This is a genomic window from Desmonostoc muscorum LEGE 12446 (assembly GCF_015207005.2).
Taxonomy (GTDB): domain Bacteria; phylum Cyanobacteriota; class Cyanobacteriia; order Cyanobacteriales; family Nostocaceae; genus Nostoc; species Nostoc muscorum.
This window is the reverse complement of record NZ_JADEXS020000001.1, coordinates 5,984,026-6,007,876: the sequence shown is the minus strand read 5'-3', so window position 1 is coordinate 6,007,876 and position 23,851 is coordinate 5,984,026. Positions and strand designations below refer to the sequence as shown.

General features: G+C 40.2%; 17 protein-coding genes and 1 pseudogene. 12 read left to right on the top strand and 6 right to left on the bottom strand.

The genetic code is table 11. The annotated features are described in order from the left end of the window. The first annotated feature begins 266 nt into the window (after nucleotides 1–266). The 4 genes from IQ276_RS25345 (at nucleotide 267) to IQ276_RS25330 (ending at nucleotide 4,678) form a co-directional block, all read left to right on the top strand. On the top strand, nucleotides 267–1,502 hold the full coding sequence (locus IQ276_RS25345; protein WP_193915861.1) for a hypothetical protein: 1,236 nt from the start codon (nucleotides 267–269) through the stop codon (nucleotides 1,500–1,502). 222 nt (nucleotides 1,503–1,724) lie between these two features. After that, nucleotides 1,725–3,755 (top strand): FAD-dependent oxidoreductase, encoded by a 2,031-nt coding sequence (locus IQ276_RS25340; RefSeq protein ID WP_193915858.1) that lies wholly within the window; start codon nucleotides 1,725–1,727, stop codon nucleotides 3,753–3,755. A gap of 270 nt (nucleotides 3,756–4,025) precedes the next feature. Next, nucleotides 4,026–4,352 carry an ATP-dependent Clp protease adapter ClpS gene (gene clpS, locus IQ276_RS25335; RefSeq protein WP_073640933.1) on the top strand — a complete coding sequence of 109 codons (327 nt, stop codon included), beginning with the start codon at nucleotides 4,026–4,028 and terminating at the stop codon, nucleotides 4,350–4,352. 5 nt (nucleotides 4,353–4,357) lie between these two features. Next, complete coding sequence (locus IQ276_RS25330; RefSeq protein WP_190877603.1) at nucleotides 4,358–4,678, top strand: DUF2103 domain-containing protein; 321 nt, start codon at nucleotides 4,358–4,360, stop codon at nucleotides 4,676–4,678. 212 nt (nucleotides 4,679–4,890) lie between these two features. Here the strand turns inward: IQ276_RS25330 and IQ276_RS25325 are convergent, their stop codons facing one another. After that, nucleotides 4,891–5,211: a hypothetical protein gene (locus tag IQ276_RS25325; protein ID WP_193915167.1), complete on the bottom strand. Its 321-nt coding sequence runs from the start codon at nucleotides 5,209–5,211 to the stop codon at nucleotides 4,891–4,893. Nucleotides 5,212–5,451: 240 nt separating this feature from the next. Further along, nucleotides 5,452–11,004 carry a translocation/assembly module TamB domain-containing protein gene (locus IQ276_RS25320; protein ID WP_193915169.1) on the bottom strand — a complete coding sequence of 1,851 codons (5,553 nt, stop codon included), beginning with the start codon at nucleotides 11,002–11,004 and terminating at the stop codon, nucleotides 5,452–5,454. 485 nt (nucleotides 11,005–11,489) lie between these two features. On the opposite strand from IQ276_RS25320, the gene IQ276_RS25315 reads away from it, so the two are divergent. The 6 genes from IQ276_RS25315 to IQ276_RS25290 all read left to right on the top strand — a co-directional run bounded on the left by IQ276_RS25315 (nucleotide 11,490) and on the right by IQ276_RS25290 (nucleotide 18,506). After that, the gene (locus IQ276_RS25315; RefSeq protein WP_193915171.1) at nucleotides 11,490–12,161 is read left to right on the top strand and encodes a glutathione S-transferase family protein; all 672 of its coding nucleotides are present in this window, start codon (nucleotides 11,490–11,492) and stop codon (nucleotides 12,159–12,161) included. Nucleotides 12,162–12,475: 314 nt separating this feature from the next. After that, on the top strand, nucleotides 12,476–13,519 hold the full coding sequence (locus IQ276_RS25310) for a 50S ribosomal protein L11 methyltransferase (RefSeq protein WP_193915173.1): 1,044 nt from the start codon (nucleotides 12,476–12,478) through the stop codon (nucleotides 13,517–13,519). Nucleotides 13,520–13,631: 112 nt separating this feature from the next. Continuing rightward, nucleotides 13,632–14,159, top strand: coding sequence for a DUF6190 family protein (locus IQ276_RS25305; protein WP_193915175.1), 528 nt, complete (start codon nucleotides 13,632–13,634; stop codon nucleotides 14,157–14,159). A 39-nt stretch (nucleotides 14,160–14,198) separates the two neighbouring features. Then, nucleotides 14,199–15,305, top strand: coding sequence for an iron-containing redox enzyme family protein (locus IQ276_RS25300; RefSeq protein ID WP_193915177.1), 1,107 nt, complete (start codon nucleotides 14,199–14,201; stop codon nucleotides 15,303–15,305). Nucleotides 15,306–15,921: 616 nt separating this feature from the next. Next, nucleotides 15,922–17,196: a cysteine desulfurase-like protein gene (locus IQ276_RS25295; protein ID WP_193915179.1), complete on the top strand. Its 1,275-nt coding sequence runs from the start codon at nucleotides 15,922–15,924 to the stop codon at nucleotides 17,194–17,196. A 125-nt stretch (nucleotides 17,197–17,321) separates the two neighbouring features. Then, entirely contained in the window at nucleotides 17,322–18,506 is a 1,185-nt protein-coding gene (locus IQ276_RS25290) for a DUF6014 family protein (protein ID WP_193915181.1), read from the top strand. Nucleotides 18,507–18,728: 222 nt separating this feature from the next. Here IQ276_RS25290 and IQ276_RS25285 read toward each other — a convergent pair whose 3' ends face one another. Beyond that, nucleotides 18,729–18,875 carry a hypothetical protein gene (locus tag IQ276_RS25285; RefSeq protein ID WP_193915183.1) on the bottom strand — a complete coding sequence of 49 codons (147 nt, stop codon included), beginning with the start codon at nucleotides 18,873–18,875 and terminating at the stop codon, nucleotides 18,729–18,731. A gap of 221 nt (nucleotides 18,876–19,096) precedes the next feature. Between IQ276_RS25285 and IQ276_RS25280 the strand changes: the two genes are divergently transcribed. Continuing rightward, a complete protein-coding gene (locus tag IQ276_RS25280) occupies nucleotides 19,097–19,621 on the top strand; it encodes a DUF2085 domain-containing protein (RefSeq protein WP_073645337.1) in 525 nt (174 codons plus the stop codon). Nucleotides 19,622–20,128: 507 nt separating this feature from the next. Next, nucleotides 20,129–20,518, top strand: coding sequence for a hypothetical protein (locus IQ276_RS25275; RefSeq protein ID WP_193915184.1), 390 nt, complete (start codon nucleotides 20,129–20,131; stop codon nucleotides 20,516–20,518). 185 nt (nucleotides 20,519–20,703) lie between these two features. On the opposite strand, the gene IQ276_RS25270 is transcribed toward IQ276_RS25275, so the two are convergent. The 3 genes and pseudogenes from IQ276_RS25270 to IQ276_RS25260 form a co-directional block, all read right to left on the bottom strand. After that, the gene (locus IQ276_RS25270) at nucleotides 20,704–21,663 is read right to left on the bottom strand and encodes an SDR family oxidoreductase (protein WP_193915186.1); all 960 of its coding nucleotides are present in this window, start codon (nucleotides 21,661–21,663) and stop codon (nucleotides 20,704–20,706) included. Nucleotides 21,664–21,842: 179 nt separating this feature from the next. Continuing rightward, complete coding sequence (locus tag IQ276_RS25265) at nucleotides 21,843–22,508, bottom strand: DUF4386 family protein (RefSeq protein ID WP_373690628.1); 666 nt, start codon at nucleotides 22,506–22,508, stop codon at nucleotides 21,843–21,845. An 11-nt stretch (nucleotides 22,509–22,519) separates the two neighbouring features. Beyond that, nucleotides 22,520–23,622 (bottom strand): annotated as a pseudogene (locus tag IQ276_RS25260) (ISAs1 family transposase). Nucleotides 23,623–23,851 lie beyond the last annotated feature (229 nt).

The window sequence follows — 23,851 nt, the reverse complement described above, 5'->3', positions numbered from 1 at the left end:
CCCGGTAGGGGCGCCAAGCTTAGCGCCCCTACAACGTGGTCTATTTACCTGAAAATTGCTGTAAAATCTCTTTGCGTCCCCGTGTAATACCATTTCACAAAAATCTTGATATTTTCAGGCTATCACCGCACCAAAAATTGCAAGTAAATTAGGTGTATAAGGCTTAAAAGTCTTGCATTTCCAACTTTTAGTACCACAATAAATTGAAAAAAATACTTAAATCCATTTACACTCAGGTTAACGATGTATTTAAGAACCAGGTATAAATGACAGCAAATAAAAAATATACTTCCACTAGTCCCCTGGACTTGCTCGAATTGCAGACAGCATCTTTGTTGACGAATGAACAGGAAGCGATCGCCAAATTTCAACCGATCCAAAAATACAAAGATGATTGCAACTGTTCTTTCGACATTGGCATCAAACCTTTGTATCTTCATAGTGAAATTGACATCCTCACAACTTTTCTGCAAAACTTTATTGATAGTTTGCCAAAAGCCTGGGAGTTAGGTTTGCAAAGATGGCCACCTTTTAATCAAACGCCTCTCCAAAGTCAGTTAAACCAAATAGGTGCTGCAAAAACTCCGCGTTTGATGCGTGTTGATTTTACATCCGTAGCAGGGACACCCCAAATATTTGAAATCGAACATAATCCCAGCGGCTTGGGAATTATTACTGTTTTTCAGAAAGTATGGGGTTGTGAATCGACCCTAGCTCAGCAGTATCGTACCCACATCTGTGACAATATTCATTTTCTCTTGACTCAAAAAGATTTAGATTATTACGATGCCCGCTTTTTTGTGCAGGAAATGTCTGGTAACCCCGATCAAGTGCATCTATTGGGTGAATTAAAGCCCGAATTTTTTCAGCAAGATAAACTTCATGTTCACCGCTACTTTGACCCTTGGAAAATAGAAGCCGAACCAGAGTCACCCTTAAAAGGTAATCTAGAGTTACTTTTGCAATCTTGGGTAGAAGGTCGAATAGAGATAGAGCCTCATCCTGATATATTAATGTCTAAATTAGGATTAGCTTCGATTTTTAGCAACACTAGTATATGGGAACAGGCAGGATTAAATCTTGAAATTGCTCAAACAATTATTCCAGAAATGAAATTGTTGTCTGAAGTAACCGAAGAAATTCCTGAACGTCAAAAGTCTGTGATCAAAGTTTTAACACCAGATCAATCTTATGGTTCCAGAGGTGTTAAAGTTGGGTCTTATCAAAGAGCGCAAAAATGGATCAATTTAGTGCGTGAACTTCGTGCGAGTCAGACCCTTGCCGTAGTCCAGCGTCAGGTTGAACACCAAAAAGCAAGACTACCCTTTATTGATGATTCCGGCGCTATCCAAGAACAAGAGTTAGATGTTCTCTATCGTGCTTTCTTTTTGCAAACTGACACAGGCTTAACTTTTGCCGGTGGCTACTACGTAGGTTGTGCAGCCAATACTAAGTCTGGGAAAGTCTCTGGTGTTAGCGGGGTGCGTGGCCCAATTTTTTAGTGAGTGGGGAGTGGGGAGTGGGGGAGATGAGGGAGATGAGGGAGTGAGGGAGCAGGGGAGCAGAGGAGAGTTCAATGTGCCTTGTTCTTTCCCCTCTGCCCCTCTGCCTCTTCCAATGCTCCATGCCCAATGCCCCATGCCCTATTAAATAGACTTGTGATCGTCATTTCTTCGATGCTACCGTCTACAAGGTGATAGAGGATTTGAAGGGACTAATTAACGATGAAGTGTAGACACAAAGTAGCTTATAGTTTGACATCGCTGTTCGGTCTCAATTTAATATTTAGCTTAGTTGCACTTGATGGGGCAAAGGCTACACCACCGAGAACCCCAGATAAAAGTGTCAATTGCGAAATTTTAGTTGTGGGTGGTGGACTATCTGGCGTCGCCACCGCTTACGAGGGCTTACTCGCAGGACGAACGGTTTGTGTGACGGAAATTACCGACTGGCTGGGAGGACAAATTTCTGCTCAAGGGACATCTGCGTTAGATGAACGCCCAACCCAACGGGCGAAGCAATTCTATTCTCGTGGCTACCTAGAATTGCGAAACCGCATTGAGCGTAAATACGGTAAACTTAATCCCGGTGATTGCTGGGTAAGTGACTCTTGCTTTCTTCCCCGCGATGCTCACAGCATTTTGAATCAGATGCTCAAAGATGCCGAAAAGCAGGGCAAAGGAAAGCTGCAATGGTTTCCTAACACGGTAATTAAGGATTTGGAAATTGCTGCTGATGGTAAATTAATTAATAGTGCGATCGCTATCCAACATCAACCAGCAAAAGGCGCACCAGTCCTCAACACTTTTACGTTATCTCAAGTTATTGAAGACGCCTATCGCTACGAAAACTCGTCTCGATTTACCAAAACTATTCTGCGTTTCATCCCCAAGCCAAGTAAAGGAGATGCTCCTAAATGGTACGTTGTAGACGCCAGTGAAACCGGGGAAATTATCGCCCTGGCTGATGTCCCCTACCGCTTAGGCATTGATGCCCGTTCCTACCTGGAACCTTCTGCTTCCAGCACCACCAACGATCCCTATTGCCCTCAAGGCTTTACTTACACCTTTGCAATGGAGGCAACTAAGGAACCGCAACCCCAGGCAATGCCGCCATTTTATTTACAATACTCGCCATATTTCAGCTATGAATTAAGCCGACTGGCTAATTTTGACTTAGTTTTTACCTACCGTCGCATTTGGAGTCCCAAGAAAGGGCAACCAACAAAATTCGGTGGTGTAAGTTTTAATGCGGCGACACCAGGGGATATCTCGATGCAAAACTGGACTTGGGGTAACGACTACCGCCCCGGAACAGCCAAGGATAACTTAATTTATACTCGCCAGCAGTTACAAGGTACTGGACAGTTAAAACCAGGAGGTTGGATGGGAGGACTGCGAACAGAAACTCTCCGCAACGGCGAGGAAAACGCCCTATCTTACTATTACTGGCTGGTGGCTGGGACTACAGATTCTCAACTAGGAGAAGGTGTCAAGCAGCAACGAACTAATAACCGCTTTGTTGCAGGGCTAAATTCACCAATGGGGACAGCGCATGGCTTATCGAAATATCCCTATATGCGAGAAGGACGCCGCATCATTGGCCGCCCTAGCTGGGGACAACCAGGAGGCTTTACTATTTGGGAAATTGATATTTCTCGCCGAAATTACAATGACGAATATTACCGCAAAACTCTGCCAGCAGATATGTATCGGCAATTAACAGCCGCACTCGCAGGATTAGAAGCTACATCTGTAATTGCGGGTGAAGTTTCACCAGACAAAGTAATACGCCGGACTCGTTCTACCATCTTCCCCGACGCTGTGGGTATTGGTCACTACGCCATAGATTTCCATCCTTGCATGACGAACAGTCCCCCAGAAGCCCCTGGTAACACAGAACGTGCTGGTGAAAGACGCGGTGCGGGTCTTGCTTATCCCTTCCAAATTGCCCTGAGGACGATGATTCCCCAGAAAATTGACAATTTGCTAGTAGGAGGTAAAAGCATTGGTACTAGTCATATTGCCGCCGCTGCTTATCGAGTACATTCCTTTGAATGGTCGGCTGGCGCAGCTGCGGGAACCGTTGCTAGTTTTGCCATCAAAAATGCGATCGCACCTTACCAATTAGTCGATGACTTACCCAAAGCAGAACCACAGCTAGAAGCACTCAAACGCTTGTTGAAACAAAATGGTAATCCCACCGCCTTTCCTGATACATCCATTTTTAACCAAAACTGGGATGATTGGCGGTAGGGTATTGGGGAGTGGGGATTGGGGACTGGGGACTGGGGGCTGGGGAATGGGGACTGGGGATTGGGTAGTGGGTGTTGAAAGTTTACCCATTCCCTACTCCCTCATCTCCCTCATCTCCCTCATCTTCCCAGTCCCCAGTCCCCAGTCCCCATTCCCCAGTCCCCATTCCCCAGTCCCCATTCCCCACTCCCCATTCCCCACTCCCCAGACAATGCACTAAACTAGTTACTTGTAATGTAGTTTTGTAAAATCCTATTGACTAATTCTTCTATGGTTACGACACTTTCAGCAGATGTTTACGGGATGGCCACAGCACCAACTGTAGCTCCTGAACGGTCTAATCAAGTTACCCGTAAAACTTATCCGAATTACAAAGTGATTGTATTAAACGACGATTTTAATACATTCCAGCATGTGGCCGAATGTTTGATGAAATATATTCCGGGAATGAGTGGCGATCGCGCCTGGGACTTGACTAATCAGGTACACTATGAAGGTCAAGCGATCGTCTGGGTTGGTCCCCAAGAACCTGCGGAACTTTATCACCAGCAGCTGCGCCGCGCAGGTTTGACAATGGCACCTCTAGAAGCAGCTTAATCATCATGGGCAAACCCACCGCAGATCCTGACCGGACAGCTTCCCAAAAAGCTGCCAGACTAGTTTGGAATCACTCCACCCACATTTCTGGTCTCATCCCGATTTTAGAACGTCTCTGTCAGCAGGATGGCATCCAAACTGTGACGCCGGGAGTGATTGGGCGGGTAAAAGGTCATTGCCCAAAAATGCTACTCCGTATCTCAGTACCAATTCGCGGAGGCTATAAAGTCATCGCCCGGCAGGGGAAAACGGTGCAAGAGGTATTTATTTTAACCATTTTGACCCAGGAACAACTCGAAACGGCATTGGCGATCGCCATGAAATGATAATCTTGTCATCTGGCAAGGAATTTTGGATTTTGGACTTTAGATTAGCCCCATCCGTTCTTTTTTACTCTGAATAAATAATTTTAGATTTGAGATTTTTAATTCCTCTAAAACATTTTGAAATTTTGGATTTTAAATCTTCAATTCCAAAATCCAAAATTTAAAATCCAAAATTTGCTCATTTGTGCAAAGCTAATATCCAATGCCTATGCCTATTCTTCAACACGGTGTACTGCAAATTTGTGTAGGGGCAGACTCACTATGCAAGAAAAAGTTAAGAAATATGACAGAGCAGTAGTTATTCTCAAGGTCATTAGCACAGATTCCCATTCGGGTAAAACTATTTTTTCTATGCCAAAAGCTACACAATAAACCAACCAATAAGAAAAGCTCATTCTAAACAGAATCTGTTCTGTTTCTTCCACATCACTTTTTTGGCGCTTACCATCCCACAGTAACGCCAGTCCAAGGATGCAAGCTACAAAGGAAACAGCAACTACAAATTCGTGACAGAATATATTTAACGAATGCATTTGTATTTATCCCCAGCTTTTTCATATTGAAATTCAGTCTAAAGGAATATTCCTTGTAGAAATACAAAATATTTACAAACCTCAATAAAACCAAGCATTGAATGTAAACAAATGCAACAGAGTATAAATAATTATTTATCATTTGTCATTAGGATTACAAGTCAATACAGTTTGAGGTTTGGTGGGATAATTTATTTTTTGGAAGTCCCTTAGAATCTTTGCGTGCGCTTTTCACATCAACTAAAATCGATTTTCATACTCGACTAAGAATTGATTTTCATCATCCAAATTAGTTGAGCCGCGTACAAGAATTTCATCATTGAGGCGGTAAAGCACATTGTAACGGAAGGACTCGTTGGTAGAAAAAGCCCGCGATAAAGAAACAGATAAGTTGCGATTGACATTAAACACACCCTCCGCTGATAAATCAAGAACCGATGATCTTCTTGATTCTTCATTGGTGGTAGGGGTAGGAAATATGCGAAATTCGTTAAAACCAACAGCCTGTCCGATCGCAGTTATAGTTCCTTGCAGACTACCTAAAATAGTAGAACTTGCGAAATTAGTCAATCCTTGCGTGATATCTCCTGGTTGACTCAAAGAATTCAAAATCGAACCACCCAACAAAGCAACGATTTCTCCTCTACTTCGGCCAGGTTCACTCGTCAATTCCAGATTATTTGCTAATTCACTCGCTGGCCCTGTGGCCCTTGCTTGGACGCGAACGGTACGTAAAGTACCAAAGTTATTCACAGAAGCATCACTGATTTCCGCAGATAAAGGTGATTCCAAAATTCTATTGCTCGTTGCCGATGCTTCAGGTACAATTGCCACCAGTCGGACATCTAGGATAGGGTCAAGTCCAAGACTTGGAGTAAACCGCGCAGTATGTTCGTAACCCCGCGCCAAGGTAAACTCTGTTGTAAATAAGCTCAGCCGTCCTCCTGTTAAACGGATAAGTCCTTGAGGGAGGGGCTTGGCTAAGGTACCATTGATGGTCAAATCACCTTTAGCATCAAAGCTGAGTAGAGGTTGACTCAATGCCGCTCCCCCTGGTACAAAGCCAAGTAGAGACTCAGTTGTAACTCGAACATCGTCGCCCAAAATCAACCGTAAATCTGCAAACTCTACAGGTAAGTTGGGTCTAGTTGGGGCGCTAGTTTCTGGTGTTGTTACTGTATTATTAGTGTTAGTCTCTGGTGTTGTTACTGTATTATTAGTGTTAGTCTCTGGTGTATTGAGAGTAATAGTAGTAGACTCTGATGTAGTTTCTGATTTTGAGGTATCAGTGGCGGATTTTCCGATAATAACTTTACCGTCACTCAGTTGAATTTCTCCACCAATTATCGGTTTTAGTGCTGTTCCCCGAATTACGGCGTTACCGCTGACATCACCTTCATATAATGCTGGAACTTTAAAACTTAGTTGTTTTTCTATTGATACACTAAGGGGATTAGATGCACCTTGCTCAGGAGTAAGAATCGGCAAGATTCCTGATGCAGTCACTAGCCCTTGATTATAATTGCCTTGAATATTCTCTACATTTATTGTATCGCCATTAAATAGCACTGTTCCTGTGACATTTGTTAAGGGTTCCGATAAAGCTTGAGCGGTAAAAGTAGCATTGTTAACTCTCGCAGTTCCGTTGATAATTGGCTGATTTAAAGTACCCTGAACGTTGACATCTACTTCACCTTCACCATTTACCCAACTAACTTGATTGTTAGTAAATACGTTTAATAATGCCAAGCCTTCATTATTCACCTTGGCGTTAACGCTAATTTGATTATTATCTGGTTTTGCTGCCACAAAAGGTAAAGCAGCAGGTATGCTACCTGTAATGGCAATTGGTTGTGTTCCCGTCAACAGCAAGGTACTATCAAAATTCACGCGAGCGTTGTTGTAGTCAAATTTTAGCTGTCCTGTTTGTACGGGTTGCTGATTTAAAGTGGCATTAGCCAGGGATGCCTCACCATTAACTCTAGGATCTTTTAAACTGCCTTGCAAATTGGCCGTAGCATTGAGTTGACCAGTAACATCTATAGGATATTTTTCAATAAATGGCTGTAAAAGTGACAGCGGTAAACTTGCTATATTTAAATTTCCAGATAGTTCTTCAGTTCCTAACTGTCCAGAAAAAGCGACTAATCCTTGATTGATGCCTACACTCAATGGTGAAAGTGTGACTACACCATCTGCAAAATTGCCTTTAGCAGTAACTTGATTAATGGCGTATTCACCCCATTGCCAATTATCACCTTGAAGATTAAAGTCAGCATTCAACCCAGATTTTAACGAACCACTAGCTGTAATTGCCCCACTTAAAGCACCTGTTAATTCTGCAAGGGTCGGTAAAGCTGCTGGTTTTTGGGTACCTGCTTGCTGTTGTTCTGCTAAAGATGTTTCAATTTTAGAAAAATACTCTAACTGGGTTTTTAAATCTGCATTTGGTAAACTAACAGGTGTCGTGTTAAGTGCTTCTGCTCCCGCTAAAGTTGGAGATTCCAAACCGCTACCAAGGTCTTGAAAATCGAAGATATTAAATGCTTGTAAGAGTTGTTCGATTCTAGTTTGGTTTAAATTAGCTTGTACTTGAAATTTTGGGTCATTTCCGGTTTGCAAATTTCCACTTAAGGCTATATTGCTGTTTCCTAAACGCAATTGACCATTAGTTAAACTAGCAGCACCATCGGCATAATTGATATTACCGCGAAATTCGTCTGCGGAGACTCTGGCAACACGAGGGTTAATTATCCCTACGTCTCCACTCACTGCATAATTATTCAGATTAACAACTAAATTTCCCGATAATTGCCCTGCCAAAGGTTTCAACCTATTATCAGGTAAAAAGCTGCCAACCAGGGCTATAGGGAACTGTTGGGCGTTGATAATCAAGTTATCACCCTGGGTTCTCCCTGTGGTAACTGCCCCACCACGCTTGACTAAAAATGACGTTGGGCGATAATCTGCACCCAGGTTAACCGCTATTCTGTCTTGTCTACCTGCAAGTTGCAGTTTTGCTCCTTGCCCTGCTTGAAAATTCACGTCTCCAGTTAAAACTGGGTCGAATGCCAAATTACTGACATTAAAATTCCGCAGCCGGATATTGCCAGTAGCCTGAGGAGTGCTTGGAGTGCCTGTAATTTGTCCATTAAAATCTAGTAACCCTGCTAGTGCTAAATCTCCGGGAACTTGAAAACCTGTATTTTTGAGGTTGAAATTCTGGGCTAGGACATTCAAATTAAAGCTAGCAATCTCAGGTGTACCCGTTTGGGGTAATTGTACAGCGATCGCACCACTAGCGCTGACTCCTGCTGTTGTTGCCCGTTCAACTATAATTTGCTGTCCATTCCATTGAAATTGCGCCGTCAAAGGTTGCGCTAACTGTGCTAATTGTGAAGCCCGAATTTGTCCAGCGGCGCGAATATCTGCAAGCTGGAAGGATTCTGTTGTACCTGTCAACTTGACATTACTACTCAGCCGTCCCCGCAGTTGTGGCGAGAACCGGTTGAGTTGAATTTGGGAAGCGTTAGCAACAGCTTGCCAGCGACCGGCATTCAGGTTAATATCCCTGAGGTTAAGTGTACCCCCCGCCACATTCAAGTTTGCTCGTCCTGTGGCTTGAATGGTTGAGGGTTCAAAAGAAGCGGTGGTTCCTGACAAATTCAACACCGCATTCCTGAGAACTCCCTGAAATTCGGGTGGTATCTGCTGGAGTTGAATTTGGGAAGCGTTAGCAACAGCTTGCCAGCGACCGGCATCCAGGTTAATATTCCTGAGGTTAAGTGTACCCCCCGCCACATTCAAGTTTGCTCGTCCTGTGGCTTGAATGGTTGAGGGTTGAAAAGAACTAGTGCTTCCTGACAAATTCAACGCTGCATTGCTGAGAACTCCCTGAAACTGCGGTGGTATTTGCGGAAAACGATTTAATTGCAGCTTTTGGGCGTTGACAAAAGCTTGCCAGCGTTGTTGTGCAACCCGACCACTGGCTGTGATTCTACCGCCTGCGACGTTGAAAATAGCACTTGGCAATAAGATATTCTGCCCTTGTTGAGCAATTACAACTTCTCCCGTAGTGGGATAGCTAGCAGTAGGCGCTTGTAGTTGCACTACTGTCCGCAGATTGCCGAGAGTACCGGAAATTCTGGCATTTGCCGATATCGTACCAATTTTGATGGCGGATGAAGTATCGTTTGTATTGGCAATTGCATCTCCTGGTAAATTTTGGGCTTGAATGTTAAATAAGACGTTGCCTTGGGGTGCCAGCTGAATTTGACCATTCCCCAGGATTTGCCCGCCAGATGGTGGGCGCATTTGAACGCTGGAAACATTAAGTGCTAAGGGTTGTTTACCCAGTGAGCCTGTAATTTCCGCCTTTGCCGAGACATTGCCAACGTTAATTGGAGGAGTAAAGCCGTAGCTGCGTGCCAGTACATCTCCGGAAATACCGTCAGCTAGAATATTAAATTTTACTCTATCATTCAGTGTAGCTTGACCGCTTCCAGTAATTTCACCGCCAGATGCAGGGACTAATTTCAGATTCGACACAGCAAGTTGAGATGTCTTTTTAGATACACTCAATCGAAAATCAGTGTTGACGCTTTTGAATTGAACGCGGTCAATTTGAACCGGCTTGGTGTTGCTTGCGGTACCGCTGAGAACAGGTTCCTGGAGTAAACCCTGCAACTTAATATTTGCTTGCACTTCACCGATAGCCACCACCGGCGAACTTATTTTGAGTGTGTCTAAGAGATTTTTTGCACTGACTGGTTTTACCTGGGCTGAGATATTAAAACCGGTTAGAGTATTAACTGCCCCATTTGCTATAATTGGGACTTTGCCAAAGTTTGTAGTTAGATTATTTAAGGCGATCGCTTGGCCTTGAAATATTAATCTGCCATTGGAATTAGCAAACTTTTGGGGAATATTTTCAATTTGAGCAGTAACTTGATTAGGAGTAGCTGTACCAGTAATAGCTATTTGCGACGGATTTGATGGAATTGCAACTCCTAAATCAGCGTCTATTTGTCCTGCTTGCAAAACAATTGGTAACTCAATTAATCGACTGACATCAGATGCTTGTAAACTTTGTGCTATGACTTTGAGATTAGTTTGTTGCGTTTTAGGTTGTGTTTCACCAGAGATTTTAACAGCACCTCCTCTAGTGAGTTGACCATTTATTTCGTAACCAATTCCTTTATTGTCGGGTAAAAATTTGGCAACACCGCCGAATTGATTTATGACTACAGAACCTTTCGGTTTAGTTGGTGCGGAAGCTGGTGATAACTCCACATTTCCATCAACAATCTGAAGTGTTTGTAACTCAGTTTGAATAGCACCAGTGCCTTCTGCACTCCTAACTTCAGCCGTAACCCAGCGACCATCTCGATCCTGTTGGATGTAGACATTGGGCTGGACTAATGTAACATTTAATGGTAGTTTTCTAGTTAAAATAACTTGTAAAAGCGAAAACTCTACATCTACAGCTTTTGCTGTCAATTGGTCTGCATCTGTAGCAGTTGCGGGTATGGACAGCGAAGCAAATCTCAAACTAGAAAGTGAAAAACGTTCAACTCTCCCTAATTTTATGGGACGCCCAAGTAATTGTTCAAGATTTTGCTGTACTAAAGGTGCTAAATCTTTATATACATAGTTTCTAGCCCACCAAACACCAGCTGCAATTCCTCCAAGCAAAATGATTCCTACAACCAAACTGCTACGTTTTAAAAGCAGGAGATTTAAACGAGGATTCCTTGGTTCGTGGTCATTTCCTGGATTTGGAGAGCGAGTCATTTTCGTTACTAGTACCGCTATTGAGTAACAAAGAATTTATTACCCGACAATACCATAGTTGTTTTTAATAATTTCTTAAAACTTTCCCTAGATAGATTAGTAATTCATTCTGATGAGTGTTGACATTTGGACTGTTAAAGCAGTTGATAGTAAATCAACGTAAAGCACATGTAGCTATTAGTTATTTTGTTAATGCTATACAGCACATGAATCCGCTGTAGGGACGTACAGCTAAGTGTACGCCCCTACCCATGTTCGCTGTTGTTCTGGTATAGTTTTAGCGATCGCTAAAAAAATTTTATAGACTAGTGCATAAAAAGTATCGATTCGCCTGATGTATTCAACGAGGGCTTAACCTCAAGCATCATCGCATAATTGCCAACTGGGCTATATAAAAAAATGCTAACTCAGCCTTAGCGCCTAGATTAAAGTCTTAAAGTCCGGGTATCGTTTCCGTTCGAGTTATTGAACAATAGTTTTGAGCAATGCAAATCCCAAAATTCAAGTTAATCAGCCACGAACTTTGTCCCTATGTTCAACGGGCGGTAATAGTGATGCTGGAAAAAAACATTCCTCATGAAAGGGAATACATCGACCTTGCAAACAGACCACCTTGGTTTTTGGAAATTTCGCCTTTAGGCAAAGTTCCTGCTTTGCTAGTTGATAATGAAGTCTTGTTCGAGTCAGCCGTTATTTGTGACTATCTTGATGAAATTACCCCTGGCTCTCTTTATCCTGATAATCCGCTGACAAAAGCAAAATATCGTTCTTGGATAGAATTTGGCTCTAGCATTCTTAATAGTATTGCAGGTTTCTATAGTGCAAAAGACAAAAGTTTGTTTGAAGCCAAAACCCAAGAACTAATTCAGAAGTTTCAAACCTTAGAAGGACAATTACACGAAGGGTCTTTTTTCGGTGGTGATAACTTTTCATTAGTTGATGCAGTTTACGGGCCGATTTTCAGATATTTCGCGGTATTTGAGCAATACAAAGACTGGGACTTCTTTTGCCAAACTCCTAAAGTTAGGATTTGGCAAAATAACTTACTAAAACACCCGTCTGTTATGAATGCAATGTTACCAAACTATCCTCAGCTTTTACATGAGTTCTTGTTAAAGAGAGATTCTTACCTTTCCCAAGTTATTCAAGCAGCGTAATTGTAGAATTTTTCTTCATTTGTGGGTGTAGGGTGTGTTATGCCATAGGCTAACGCACCTTAAATTGTCGATAGTTCGCTAATTTGGACAATCAAAGCTGCGAAAATTTAATTTTATTAATATACCTTTCAGCATTATTACACATCTATTTAGTGAAGATCTAATAACCAAAAATAATTTACGGCTTTGCATAAATGCTCTAATTAAATCTGATAATTTTACAGAATGCATTGCTTTAGTTGATTCAGTATATTAGGTTACTTCGTTTTTTAGATTAAAGACCTCACACTTTGTAAATTTTAAGAGTATTATCGATGACACTCAATACTTCTTTACTTAGCAATTATCAATCAGAAGAAGTCTGGTTACCTTTTTCAGAAAGCATTTTAGAATGGGATATTGATTTTCATGAATTAATGCTTGGCGATCGCATCAGAATGGTAGCTTATAAAAACGCCATCAAAGAAGTAGTCAAGCCGGGAATGGTAGTTTTAGACCTTGGTACTGGAACAGGAATTTTAGGATTGTGGGCTTTGCAAGCAGGTGCAAAACATTTGTATGCCATTGATGTTAATAAAGACATACTTGCCATCGCCAGCCAAAATTTTGAACAAAATGGTTTTTCTGGAAAATTTGATGTTTTTCATGGTATGTCCTATGACATAAACTTGCCAACACGAGTTGATTTGATTATTTCAGAAATTATGGGAAATATCGCAGACAATGAAGATTTTGTCCCAATTTTGACAGATGCATATAACCGTTTTCTGAAAAAATCAGGAATCATGTTGCCGTCTAGAGTGTGCAGTCAGTTAGTACCAATTAATTCACCCAAAGCTCATCAGCAAGTTCAATCTAAAAAAGTCAAAAGAATAAATGCAAACTATAGCATAGAAAAACTATTGCAAAGATTAGCAACTAAAAGTCCGTTTGATACTTATTACGATGTAATTATTCCAGATACAAGTTACTTGAGTACTCCTCAGGTAGCGAAAGAATTTAACATGGATGGAAACGATCAAGCTGTTTATGAAACTACTCTGAATTTTACTGTAGAAGTAGATGGTATTTTTACAGGATTCAAAGGAAGCTTTGCTGCTAGTCTTTCTGACTCAGTTACTTTAGATATATCAGGTTCTGATATTGCGTCTCATACCACATCAGACAGTTGGAAACACTGCTATTTACCTGTACAAACTCCAGTGGAAGTGAAGCATGGAGATGAAATTTATCTAGTTTTTAGGCGCTCTTATCCTCAACAGAGAGATTCCCTGTTTCGCCAATGTTATAAGTGGAACGGAACTATTAAACGTCATGGTAAAATCATCAATGCTTTTTATCAAAGTATGGAAAGTTAAAGGTGAAAAAATTTAGCGATCGCTCAAATTAAATTAAGCTTTAATAGATAACTGTTGTTGTTATCTATTAAACAATTTATTTTAGATTTTAATTAACCAAAGGAAATGATTTGTGAATATTTCTCAACCAGAATTAATTGATTCATCGTTGTTTTTAGGAATGCATAGTATTAATGAAGAAACTAGAATTGTATGTAAAAATTATTTTGTAGAGCGTTTACAGACAACAATAAGCATGAGCTTAGAACATGTTGGAGGCTGCGACAATATTATTTGGCTGTATCCACGAGAATTACAAGACGCTTACTACCCCTTCATGGATACACTACATACAATTATGAATATCAAAAGGCTTCCCTATGAAGAAAACGATATTAAAATAGCCCTAACTGACTCAGAGTTACAAGCTTTACCTATGTATGATAGGTTATTAATTGGATTTGCAAAAAACCGTAAAAAAATCGTCTATACGGTGAACAAAAAGCTTATCGATAGTGGTAAATTACCAGTTTTTAATCCCCCTATTTCTCAAGAAAAGAGTTTTCCTGAATCATTAGAAAAATTGTACCAAGTATCTTTGCAATTAAAAATACCAGACATTGAACTTACTAGCGATTACTATAACAATTCTGACAGTTAGTGAAACATATCTCCTATTTAAATATTAAGGAAATGCAACATGAAGAATGGTAAAGAATTATTTTTATATAACCGCAGCATTTTAGATGCAGATGCTTATAAAAAGATGCTGCAAATTGAAAAATCATGGATAGATGAAGTTTTTGATTCTATTCAAAGCAAAATAAAAGTTATTAAATCAAGAGCAGAGTTTAAAGAAGCATTCAATAATTTTCTTTTGGAAGAACGTAACGCATCTCCAGATGATTACGACTACATATCAACTCAGATAAGTCTCAAGGAGTTTCAGGTAATTGTTCAAGAATTTGCTATTGATGGCTTAACTGAAGCCCAATCATTTTTATCCATAATTAGTAGGCTTCCATTAACAGCCCAAATGCCTATGCTCAGGGTATTAATTGATGAATTTGGTTGTGGTAACTATGAATATTCACATTCTCACCTCTACCATAAACTACTATGCGAATTAGAAATGCCTACCAGTATTGAAAATTATTTAGATATTCTCAATCCTGAAAGCTACGCTTTTTTAAATATATTCTACTGGTTGACAATGAGGGCATCCTATGTTGAATATTTTTTAGGAGCTTTAGCATACTTAGAAAGTATGATTCCTTTTACCTTTAAATGCTTTGCTGATGCGTGTGAAAGACTGAATATTACGAATAGTAAATACTATACAGAACATATCCACATTGATAATTTTCATGCTAAGGATATGTTACGTACATTATGGGAAGTCGAGTCTGCTGTTGGTCTTGACTATACAAAGGTATGGACAGGTATTCAAATAGCAAGTTTAATTATTGCACAAGCTTTTGATGCAGCTCTTAAAAAAGCAAAAACAGAAATTGTTGAGACTACAGAAAGTAAGAAGAAAAATCAGAGTTCAACTTCGGAATTTGTTTCTGCTAATGTAGATAATTATTCTGAATATTTCCCCGTTGACCTAAAAGAGAAAAAATATCTACTTCCTAAAAAATGTCCTCACAGAGAAGGCAGAATGTATTGTGGTTCTATCAATGAAAATAGCGGGACTATTATTTGTCCTCTGCACTTTTCTAAATTTGATATTGCTACAGGGCAAGTCTTATCAGGTCCTACATCTGAACACCTTGATATTATTGAGGTAAGTAGCCAGGTGTAAATACAGCAAAATTCAGCACTAACACAAGCTTTATACTTGGCTTTGAGAGTGAAGTTGTGTACTTCATAAATTTGAAATATCTTGTAAATTAAAGTTTCTAGTCAGTATTTTAATCCTGATAATTCTGAATCAGCTATGAATCGCTGACTACAAACCGACTATCTCAATTTCTCACGAATTATTTAGGACTGCTATATCTATTTGAAAGTAGAGTTATAGCGGGGTTCCCATTCAGATGCGGTACAACATGATATCACGAGGCGTAGGGGCACGGCACTGCCGTGCCCCTACAGGTGTACCTTATTAGGTCAGGAAAGGCTATAAGAAAATTTATTTTAAATAATAAATCTGTTGTTTACATAAATTTTACAAATATGTAAATAACAGATTATTTTGTCATTTTCAACATTTTTAATAATAAAATTTTGAAAAATAAAAAATATTTCTTAGTTTGCATAAATTTCTAATTAACGCTGATAACTATATACAAGCTATTAACGAAGTCTTTTTAGTGTAGTCAATTCAACTCAAAAAAATGTATTGATAAACCTAACTAACTGGAATTAATTGCTGTAAATATCTTCTAAATTCAACAACTTTTAATAGTGTGATATCTATGCAATCTTTCGATGTTACTTGGGCACGTGCCCAATTTCCCGCACTTGCACAACACACCAAAGGACGACCAAATATTTTCTTTGATGGTCCTGGTGGAACACAGACACCTCAACAGGTTGTTGATGCAATTAGCAACTATTTGATATATGCAAATGCTAATACTCACGGCGCCTTTGGTAGAAGTATACAAACCGACGAAACAATAGTTGCAGCTCGCACTGCTATGGCTCAGTTTCTAGGATGTGACAAAGATGAGATTGTATTTGGTTCTAATATGACTTCCTTAACATTTGCCCTCAGTCGGGCAATTGGTCGTCAGTTAAATCCAGGAGACGAAATTATTGTCACAAAACTAGACCATGACGCTAATTTTGCACCTTGGTTAGCCTTAGAAGAACGTGGTGTTGTTGTACGTGTTGTAGATATCAATGTTGAAGATTGCACACTCGATATGACTAGCCTGGTAAAACAAATTAATAAAAATACCCGACTAGTTGCAGTAGGCTATGCTTCTAATGCTGTGGGAACTATAAATGATGTAGCTGAAATAGCGCGACTAGCTCATAATGTTGGTGCATTAGTGTTTGTTGATGCTGTGCATTATGCTCCTCATGGACCTATTGATGTCCAGGCGATTAACTGTGACTTTTTAGTTTGTTCACCATATAAGTTTTTTGGCCCGCATATAGGCGTTCTTTACGGTAAACGCGAACATCTTGGTCGTTTCCGTCCTTATAAAGTTCGACCTGCTTCAGACAATATTCCTGATTGTTGGGAAACTGGTACACAAAATCATGAAGCAATGGCTGGCACAATAGCAGCTGTTAATTATATTGCTGAACTTGGTCGTAGAATTGCTCCCAATGCTTTAGGTTATCGCAAACAAATACTAACAGCAATGAAAGCAATCTGTACTTATGAAAGAGAGCTTTGTGAGCAACTAGTCACTGGATTACTGAAAATTCCTAATTTAACCTTCTATGGTATCCGTGCTTTAGAGAATTTTGATTGGCGTACCCCAACAATTGGAATTCGTTTAGAGGGTTACACTCCGGGTGAATTAGCCCAAATATTATCTGAGCGTGGTATCTCCACTTGGGATGGTAATCATTACGCCATCAACTTAACTGAACGTTTAGGTATTGAGACAACTGGAGGTCTATTACGTATTGGGCTGGTTCACTATAATACGTCTGAAGAAATTGAGTTTTTACTAAAACAATTGAATGAAATTAGTAGTGCTAAATCATTCCCAAGTTTAGTGTGCAGATAATGAAGTATTAGTTACCCAAAGGAACAGGTTATCAATGCAATTTGAAAGTAGATTTAATCCAAAGTGATAACCTGTGGTAGCTCAAATATCTAAAAAAATATTAGTGAATAAAATTAGGAGAAAAAATGCCTCAGTTAACACTTGTTCAGCCTAAAATTAGTAGCGATGAAGAACTAAATATAGCTCATCAAATTATTTGGAGTCTAGAGCAGAATAACTTGAATAATACCATCCTATTGCTCGAACGACTTAGTGAAGGAAGAATGTTTCCTCAACCTTGGATTCAAGCAACCAAATATGCTTTAAAAAATGAAGATTGGTCTGTTTTATCTGAAGGTTTTATTAGGAAAGAGTTTATCGGGACAGATGGCTATTTTCTTTTAATTGCTCCCCATCAGCTTTCTTATGAAGAAGGCGGAGTTATTAAGCTGAGCGCTATTTTGGGCAAGGTGATGCCTATAGATTGTGTACCACTTAAAGACATAGAAGAACAAGTATTAAATGTCTTTGGAAAATTATTACAACCAATTACAGAGATTATTCCCTTTACATGTCTTTTTGCTTGTAGCCGCTTTTACAGTGAAGATAGTGAAGCTTTTATTGTGCCAGAATCATGGATGATACCTGGTAGTTTGGAAGGTCCAGTTATTAACAATTTAGCACGTCATCGACAACGATTTCATCAAGTTGTCCGTAGAAACATTCCCCTTATATTTGAGCCTGAAACAGCTAATCTCTTGTTAGATTCTCTCGCAGATGAAACGATAGGTTCACAGCGCCAACACATTGAGTATCAATACCATGATGCTGGTCATGCAACAGGTTTAGGTATTAAACGTAAAATACAAGATAAGTTGTTATCTACATACTGGTTTGCTGGGATTGAAGAATGGAGAGCGGATAGCGTAGAGTTTGATTTGGCAATTCGGACAATGCCAAATGCAGAAGTCGGGAAATTAATAGCTGCTAATTTGTGTCTGCGTTTTGGCATAGATGCTCAACGCTGGGGAGGTTATGATTATGATACTCATGCAACCTCTAGTTTGTTTAACTTAGAGTATCTTTTTAGAAGTTCAGCTATGCACATTAAAAAAGATAAGCTTGCTCTTCGGAATCCAGATTATCAAAGCTTAGTCAAAGCTATAGAAATGCAGCGTGCAGAGGCTGTATCCATTACACGAGAGGAGTTATTTCTGGAACATCCTACAGGAATTTTAGGTTGTTATCATTCGATTAAAGTACATCAATCCACTAAAGAGATTTTTCGGAAGTTCATAGTGGGAGCGTCAAAAGATACGCTGGAAAATTGATTTTAGGCGGAAAAATTTATTTGGCGATCGCTCTAGTCTAAATATCCCCTAAAATTAAGAAGTTACGGGCTATAGTAGTGTACTCTATCCAGATGACAACTGTTGTAAACTTTATTCCCAGTTCCTTAGAGATCACAGTATAAATCAAGCTACTATGCCCTACACTATCTTGCTATAAAACACCTCACAAGTCAAAAATAAAAAGGATTTTATTTTTGAGAATTATCGGTAAAAGCACAATATTTGCGTGGCATTGATGACATCTTCATATCGACACTCAAAGCCACTAAAACTATACTTCTGGGAAATTTCGTAAAGAGTTTGTTGAGTTTCGGGAAAATCACTTGTAGAAATATGGTTTTCCACCATGAAACACTCTTGAGGAGTAAGTAAAGACCAGTCTTTTCTTACCCACTCTAAGTAACATCCCGTGAAAAGTCAGAGTGGGTAGAGGTGCGATTAACCATTGTCTATGGGGAATAGGAAATCAGCCTTTTCAATTTGAGAGCGAATTTTTTCACGCAATCAAATAGAGTCCTATAGATATGTAAGTATATTAAAAAAGACAAAAAAACAAAACAGGATATTTTATGCAAAGAATCGTTTCCGCTAAGCAATTACAATCTGCCAAAAATCTCAATTGGGTCAGTTTGATTGCTGACATTATGCTAGCGGGGATGGTTGTCGGACCTTTAACTGCTCCCTTTTTGGCTGCGTCTGGGTTGTCTTTGCTTGGAGCGATCGCCAATATCATTTATTTTATGGGTAATCATGTATGTCCACAACCGACTATGGGCTTAGATTTAGCACCCCCCTATATTATGGCTGTATGTATGCGCTGCTACGGTACTGTCACGGGTTTGTTGATTACTCGTCTGTTGTATGGGGTTACAGGTGGTAAAGGTTTTTACTGGTTAAGTCAGTATGGCTGGAGTGGTGCAGCCTTAGCTAGTGTGCTAATGATGGCTTATCCGTTGGAATTGGCTGCACAGGTTTTCGGTTTGTGGAGTTTTAATAATTATGTGGTTACGCCCTTTGGGTTGATTACGGGTTTGGCGTGGGGATTGTTTACCATGCCAATTTTACACGGGTGGCAGACTGCTAAAATCAGCTGAGATCAATTGTACAGATTTATAGAGCGATCGCTTGTTTCTCAATTAGTGATTTTAAGCATAATTACTCATATGGTACGAAAATGCAGCGATCGCATTTGTGTATCATTAATTAAGTCCCTGATTACATGCAAGCTAAAATATTCTTTTTGAAAATCGTGCTTTTAACCAAGCCTGTAAATCAGCCATACTCTTAAAATCTAACAATACCTAATAGTTGCAAACCCTGAAATTAGAAGTATAATCGATTGCTATCTCTCTAACAAGGAAAAACCTCCTGTTTGGGAAATAAATAAATGTAAAAGATACAAGGTGAAAAACTAAAAATTTTTACTTTGGTTTTTTGTCACTTGTTTTTCAAGAATCTGTGAATTTAAAATAGCAATTTATTTCATGGTGTATATTACAGGTAAATTGCTTTGAGTATCCAGGTTCTTGGAAAACATCATTCCCCTACTAAGCCTTAGAGAAAATTAACCTTAATTGGCAATCTAATTCTGGAACAATTGCATGAAGAAACTGTTAATAAATTTGACTACCAAAACCGCAGCTTTGATGTCTCTGGCTTCAATGCTAATGACCAGTAAAGTCACCACAGCTGGCGAACCAGTAAATCCGCAACCAGTAGACCGTCCTGACGCCGCTACTACACCAGTATCCGCAGAAGACCAGAAAGCTTGTGTCAGACATCCGAAACTTGGTCAATTTTTCTGCGCTGGTGCTGAACAAGTATCTCATTTGCAGAAGGGCGTAGCAGAGATTGATGTCACTGATGATAATCTGGAGAAGGCTCTGCTTGGGGTTACAGATGCAGAAAGCGATGCTGCGGTAGCTTTATTTGGTTGTGATTGTGCTGCATCAATAAATTGTTTGCGTCGTCTGCGGAATAGTCTTCCTTAGAATTTACAGCAGAAGTCAAAATTGAAACAAGCTTTATAGCATTTCTCGTTCTAGGTACAAGGTAGGGGCGCATAGCTATGCGCCCCTACAAATAGACTGGTGGGGGGATGGGGAGAATTTTTTTGATAAGTGATTAGGCGGACATCACACGTTGACTCGAATCGGTGCGAGTTTTGTGGTCAGCTTTACACTGTTAAGGTTTTGAGATGTTCGTGTTTGCTATACCATGCCAAAGTGCGCCGAATAGCCTCACGTAAAGGGGTGGCATGGTTGCCGAATGCTTGGACGTACTTATTATGATTGACAACAAATGGCTCATCAAACTCATACATCATCTCGACGCTTTCACGAGCTTCTGGGATAAAAATACCACCTAGTCGCATCATAAACTTACCCATCTTACTTATTTTTGCTGGGTGTCCAGTTTCCTCAAAAGCTATGGTGATAAACTCGCGAGTAGTAATGGTGTCAGCATTCGGGACATGCCAAATTTGACCCAATGCTTCATCGTGTTCGCCTAACACCACCAATGCCTTACCAAAGTCATCGATAAAGGTATACGTATGAGGCAGATCAATTTCACCCACTGCTGATGCAGCCTTCCCAGCCAGTACAGAAGGAAAAATGCGATCGCCCATTGCAGAACCAAGCACTTCTGGCCCATAAAAGTCCGATGCTCGACCAATAGCAACTCGTACAATACCACGGCGGTGTGCATCCAAAAGAGCCTCTGCCATCTGGGCCCGGACAGTGCCTTTACGGGTGGTTGCGGCATTGGGCAAATCTTCCCGCAGAACACCATTCACAGGGCCATACATATAGAGATTATCTCCCACAACTAGCTTCGCGCCATTGGCAGCCACCCCTTTGACAATGCTTGCTTGCAAGGATGGAAAAAACTCTGGCCATTGAGTGTAACCCGGCTGGGCGCATTGGTAAACTACTGTTGCCCCAGCAGTAACCGCACGTGTATTTTCAGGAACGTAAGCATCGCTGGCGATGATTTCAACATTAGAAGGTACATCGGCTTTGCCACTGCGGTTGATCATTCGCACCCGTTTGTTGCGAATCAGTAGTTCGCGCATGACGGCTTTTGCTAGTGGTCCAGTACCAAAAATTACATGGAGTTCTTCTGTTTTGTTCATGGGTTTGGTTAGATATTAATGAAAGTTATTTTTCCAAAAAATAATGGAAAGTTTCATCTACAGGAGTTTGGTTTTTAAGTGAGGTAAAAAATCCAGGATTTACGCATCATTTCTACCTCCTGGCTCGTGCCTCAAAACCCCTAGCTTTGTACTTCATGAAAAAGAAAACTGTTGTCAACTTAGACACTCTTGTGTCTTAATAACGTCACACCTGTGACTAGAAACCAGAGTTGGAGTATGGTAACTGATACACTGATAAATGCTCCCAAATCTACCCCAAATAGTTCTAATAATTGAGTTGCCAAAAACAGAGCAGCAATGATCCCAAACATTCCTAGCCAACGTGGTAGTGTTTTTGACCGCAATAAGTAAATAGAGATGATCGTTAACCACAATACGGTAAATAGGCTAACACCCAATACTTCACCGACAGATCCAGCGTAGTCATTGAGGGTTTTATAGACAACAGCGATCGCTTGACGGGTTTGTGCAGAGGTTGAAGAATCAGTGTAGACTTGTGCTAGAGCTGGCATCGCTACTAACCAGCGAATAATCCCAAGGCAACGAGTGACTGTAGATGCAATTCCGAAACCTGTTGCAACTTGAAGCCATACAGAGTTTGTCTCTCCATTGCTAATGACACGAGCAGTGAATAAAGCCACTACCCAAAAAAGTAGTGAATAAATAAGGTAGATGAGATAACCAATTCTCACTGGTTCAGCCTGTTGAATTAGCAATGGCAACATGAAACTAGCAGGTTCGCTGAGGCTAGCAGGCCAGTTAATTGCTCCACCAAGAATAAAAACTGGCACAAACAACAGCAGACTTTCAACAATTAATACCAGACCAGTCAGGGCTATTTCATTCTAAAAAGCTGCTTGAGTGTGTCTAGTCCAAAAGAACATAAACGTTGAGCTTGTGCCATATTTTTAAACATATTGTTTCGGTATAAATTGAGTGAAAAATTGCGAGTGAGCGCAAAAATCTGAGGTAAGGGTGTAGTGCGAATTCGGGATGCATCTTCACCTTGGGTAACGTCCCGAACGTAATGAACTTTATTCTCAACACCCCAATATCCTCTGATTCGTTCAGCTATTTGTTGAGCCGTTTCAGTTAGAGATGAAATGTAATAACGAGTCTCAGTAGTTACTTCAATTACATTGTGTGTGAAAACCTGACGTTCTGATTTGACTTGAATCAAAGTGGTAAGTCCAGGCCAAGGACGAATACCATCAAGATTTTGACAAATACTGACATGTCGCTTTTCGATTCGACCATGACCTTTATTTATCTGCTCAAAAGAAAATTCCGGTGTAAAATTAGTTTTGATATCTTTGAATAAACTAGGTTGATTCCCTTTCAAGGCAGCAATATAATCATTGCCACTGTTGATAATCAACTCACAAGTTTTTTTTGTGTATTAATAGCATCAAAGGCAAAAACTACTCCCCTGAGAGCCAGTTTCTCAATCAACTCAGGTAATGCTTTTATTTCGTTGGTTTTGGCATCAACTTCAAACGGTTCTAAAATCAATCCTCGCTCTACAAGGTAAGCACTGACCAACATAATTGCTGGGTGGGAATCAGAATGTGGATTATCATTTTCTACTTGATATGAGCCTTTGAGGACTTTACCATCCATACCAACAGTTTCTCCAGGCAGTGGTTTGATGTCAAAGAAATTCGCAAGGCATACGGAATACTCTTCGTAATTTATGTGTAATAAATTACGACGGACTGTACTGTAAGAAGGAAGCCTATTCTTTGTCGGTTTCAAGAGGTCTATCAACTCCTCACGGTAGCTTGAAATCCAATCTCCAATTGCTAGAAATCCTTTATTGCCTGCGGCGATCGCCAATGTGAACAGCGCAAGACATAATGGTAGAGTATGTCGCTGTCCGGCGCGGCGACGGGGGTCTTCTAGACCTGCAAAAGCTTTGATAATTTCGATTTCAGACACGGTAGTAGATACTTGAAGTAGAGCTGGCGATGAATTCTACCATATTGCGTCTACATTTAGAATGAAATAGCCCTGCCAGACCAGTAGTTCGGTGAAGCGCTTTTATAGACATAAAAGAATTGATTTTTGACATAATTAGACAAAACTAGTTATACGACTTCAATTAATGGTTGCAACACATTATTGGGTAGATAAATCCTAGATGTAGAGACGTTGCATTGCAACGTCT

Bases quoted from the DNA above. Each gene is read 5' to 3' on its own strand.
- IQ276_RS25320 (WP_193915169.1), bottom strand. From the start codon at position 11,004: ATGACTCGCTCTCCAAATCCAGGAAATGACCACGAACCAAGGAATCCT.
- IQ276_RS25280 (WP_073645337.1), top strand. From the start codon at position 19,097: ATGCAAAGAATCGTTTCCGCTAAGCAATTACAATCTGCCAAAAATCTC.
- IQ276_RS25300 (WP_193915177.1), top strand. From the start codon at position 14,199: ATGAAGAATGGTAAAGAATTATTTTTATATAACCGCAGCATTTTAGAT.
- clpS (WP_073640933.1), top strand. From the start codon at position 4,026: ATGGTTACGACACTTTCAGCAGATGTTTACGGGATGGCCACAGCACCA.
- IQ276_RS25285 (WP_193915183.1), bottom strand. From the start codon at position 18,875: ATGGTGGAAAACCATATTTCTACAAGTGATTTTCCCGAAACTCAACAA.
- IQ276_RS25345 (WP_193915861.1), top strand. From the start codon at position 267: ATGACAGCAAATAAAAAATATACTTCCACTAGTCCCCTGGACTTGCTC.
- IQ276_RS25310 (WP_193915173.1), top strand. From the start codon at position 12,476: ATGACACTCAATACTTCTTTACTTAGCAATTATCAATCAGAAGAAGTC.
- IQ276_RS25340 (WP_193915858.1), top strand. From the start codon at position 1,725: ATGAAGTGTAGACACAAAGTAGCTTATAGTTTGACATCGCTGTTCGGT.
- IQ276_RS25330 (WP_190877603.1), top strand. From the start codon at position 4,358: ATGGGCAAACCCACCGCAGATCCTGACCGGACAGCTTCCCAAAAAGCT.
- IQ276_RS25290 (WP_193915181.1), top strand. From the start codon at position 17,322: ATGCCTCAGTTAACACTTGTTCAGCCTAAAATTAGTAGCGATGAAGAA.
- IQ276_RS25270 (WP_193915186.1), bottom strand. From the start codon at position 21,663: ATGAACAAAACAGAAGAACTCCATGTAATTTTTGGTACTGGACCACTA.
- IQ276_RS25295 (WP_193915179.1), top strand. From the start codon at position 15,922: ATGCAATCTTTCGATGTTACTTGGGCACGTGCCCAATTTCCCGCACTT.
- IQ276_RS25315 (WP_193915171.1), top strand. From the start codon at position 11,490: ATGCAAATCCCAAAATTCAAGTTAATCAGCCACGAACTTTGTCCCTAT.
- IQ276_RS25325 (WP_193915167.1), bottom strand. From the start codon at position 5,211: ATGCATTCGTTAAATATATTCTGTCACGAATTTGTAGTTGCTGTTTCC.
- IQ276_RS25275 (WP_193915184.1), top strand. From the start codon at position 20,129: ATGAAGAAACTGTTAATAAATTTGACTACCAAAACCGCAGCTTTGATG.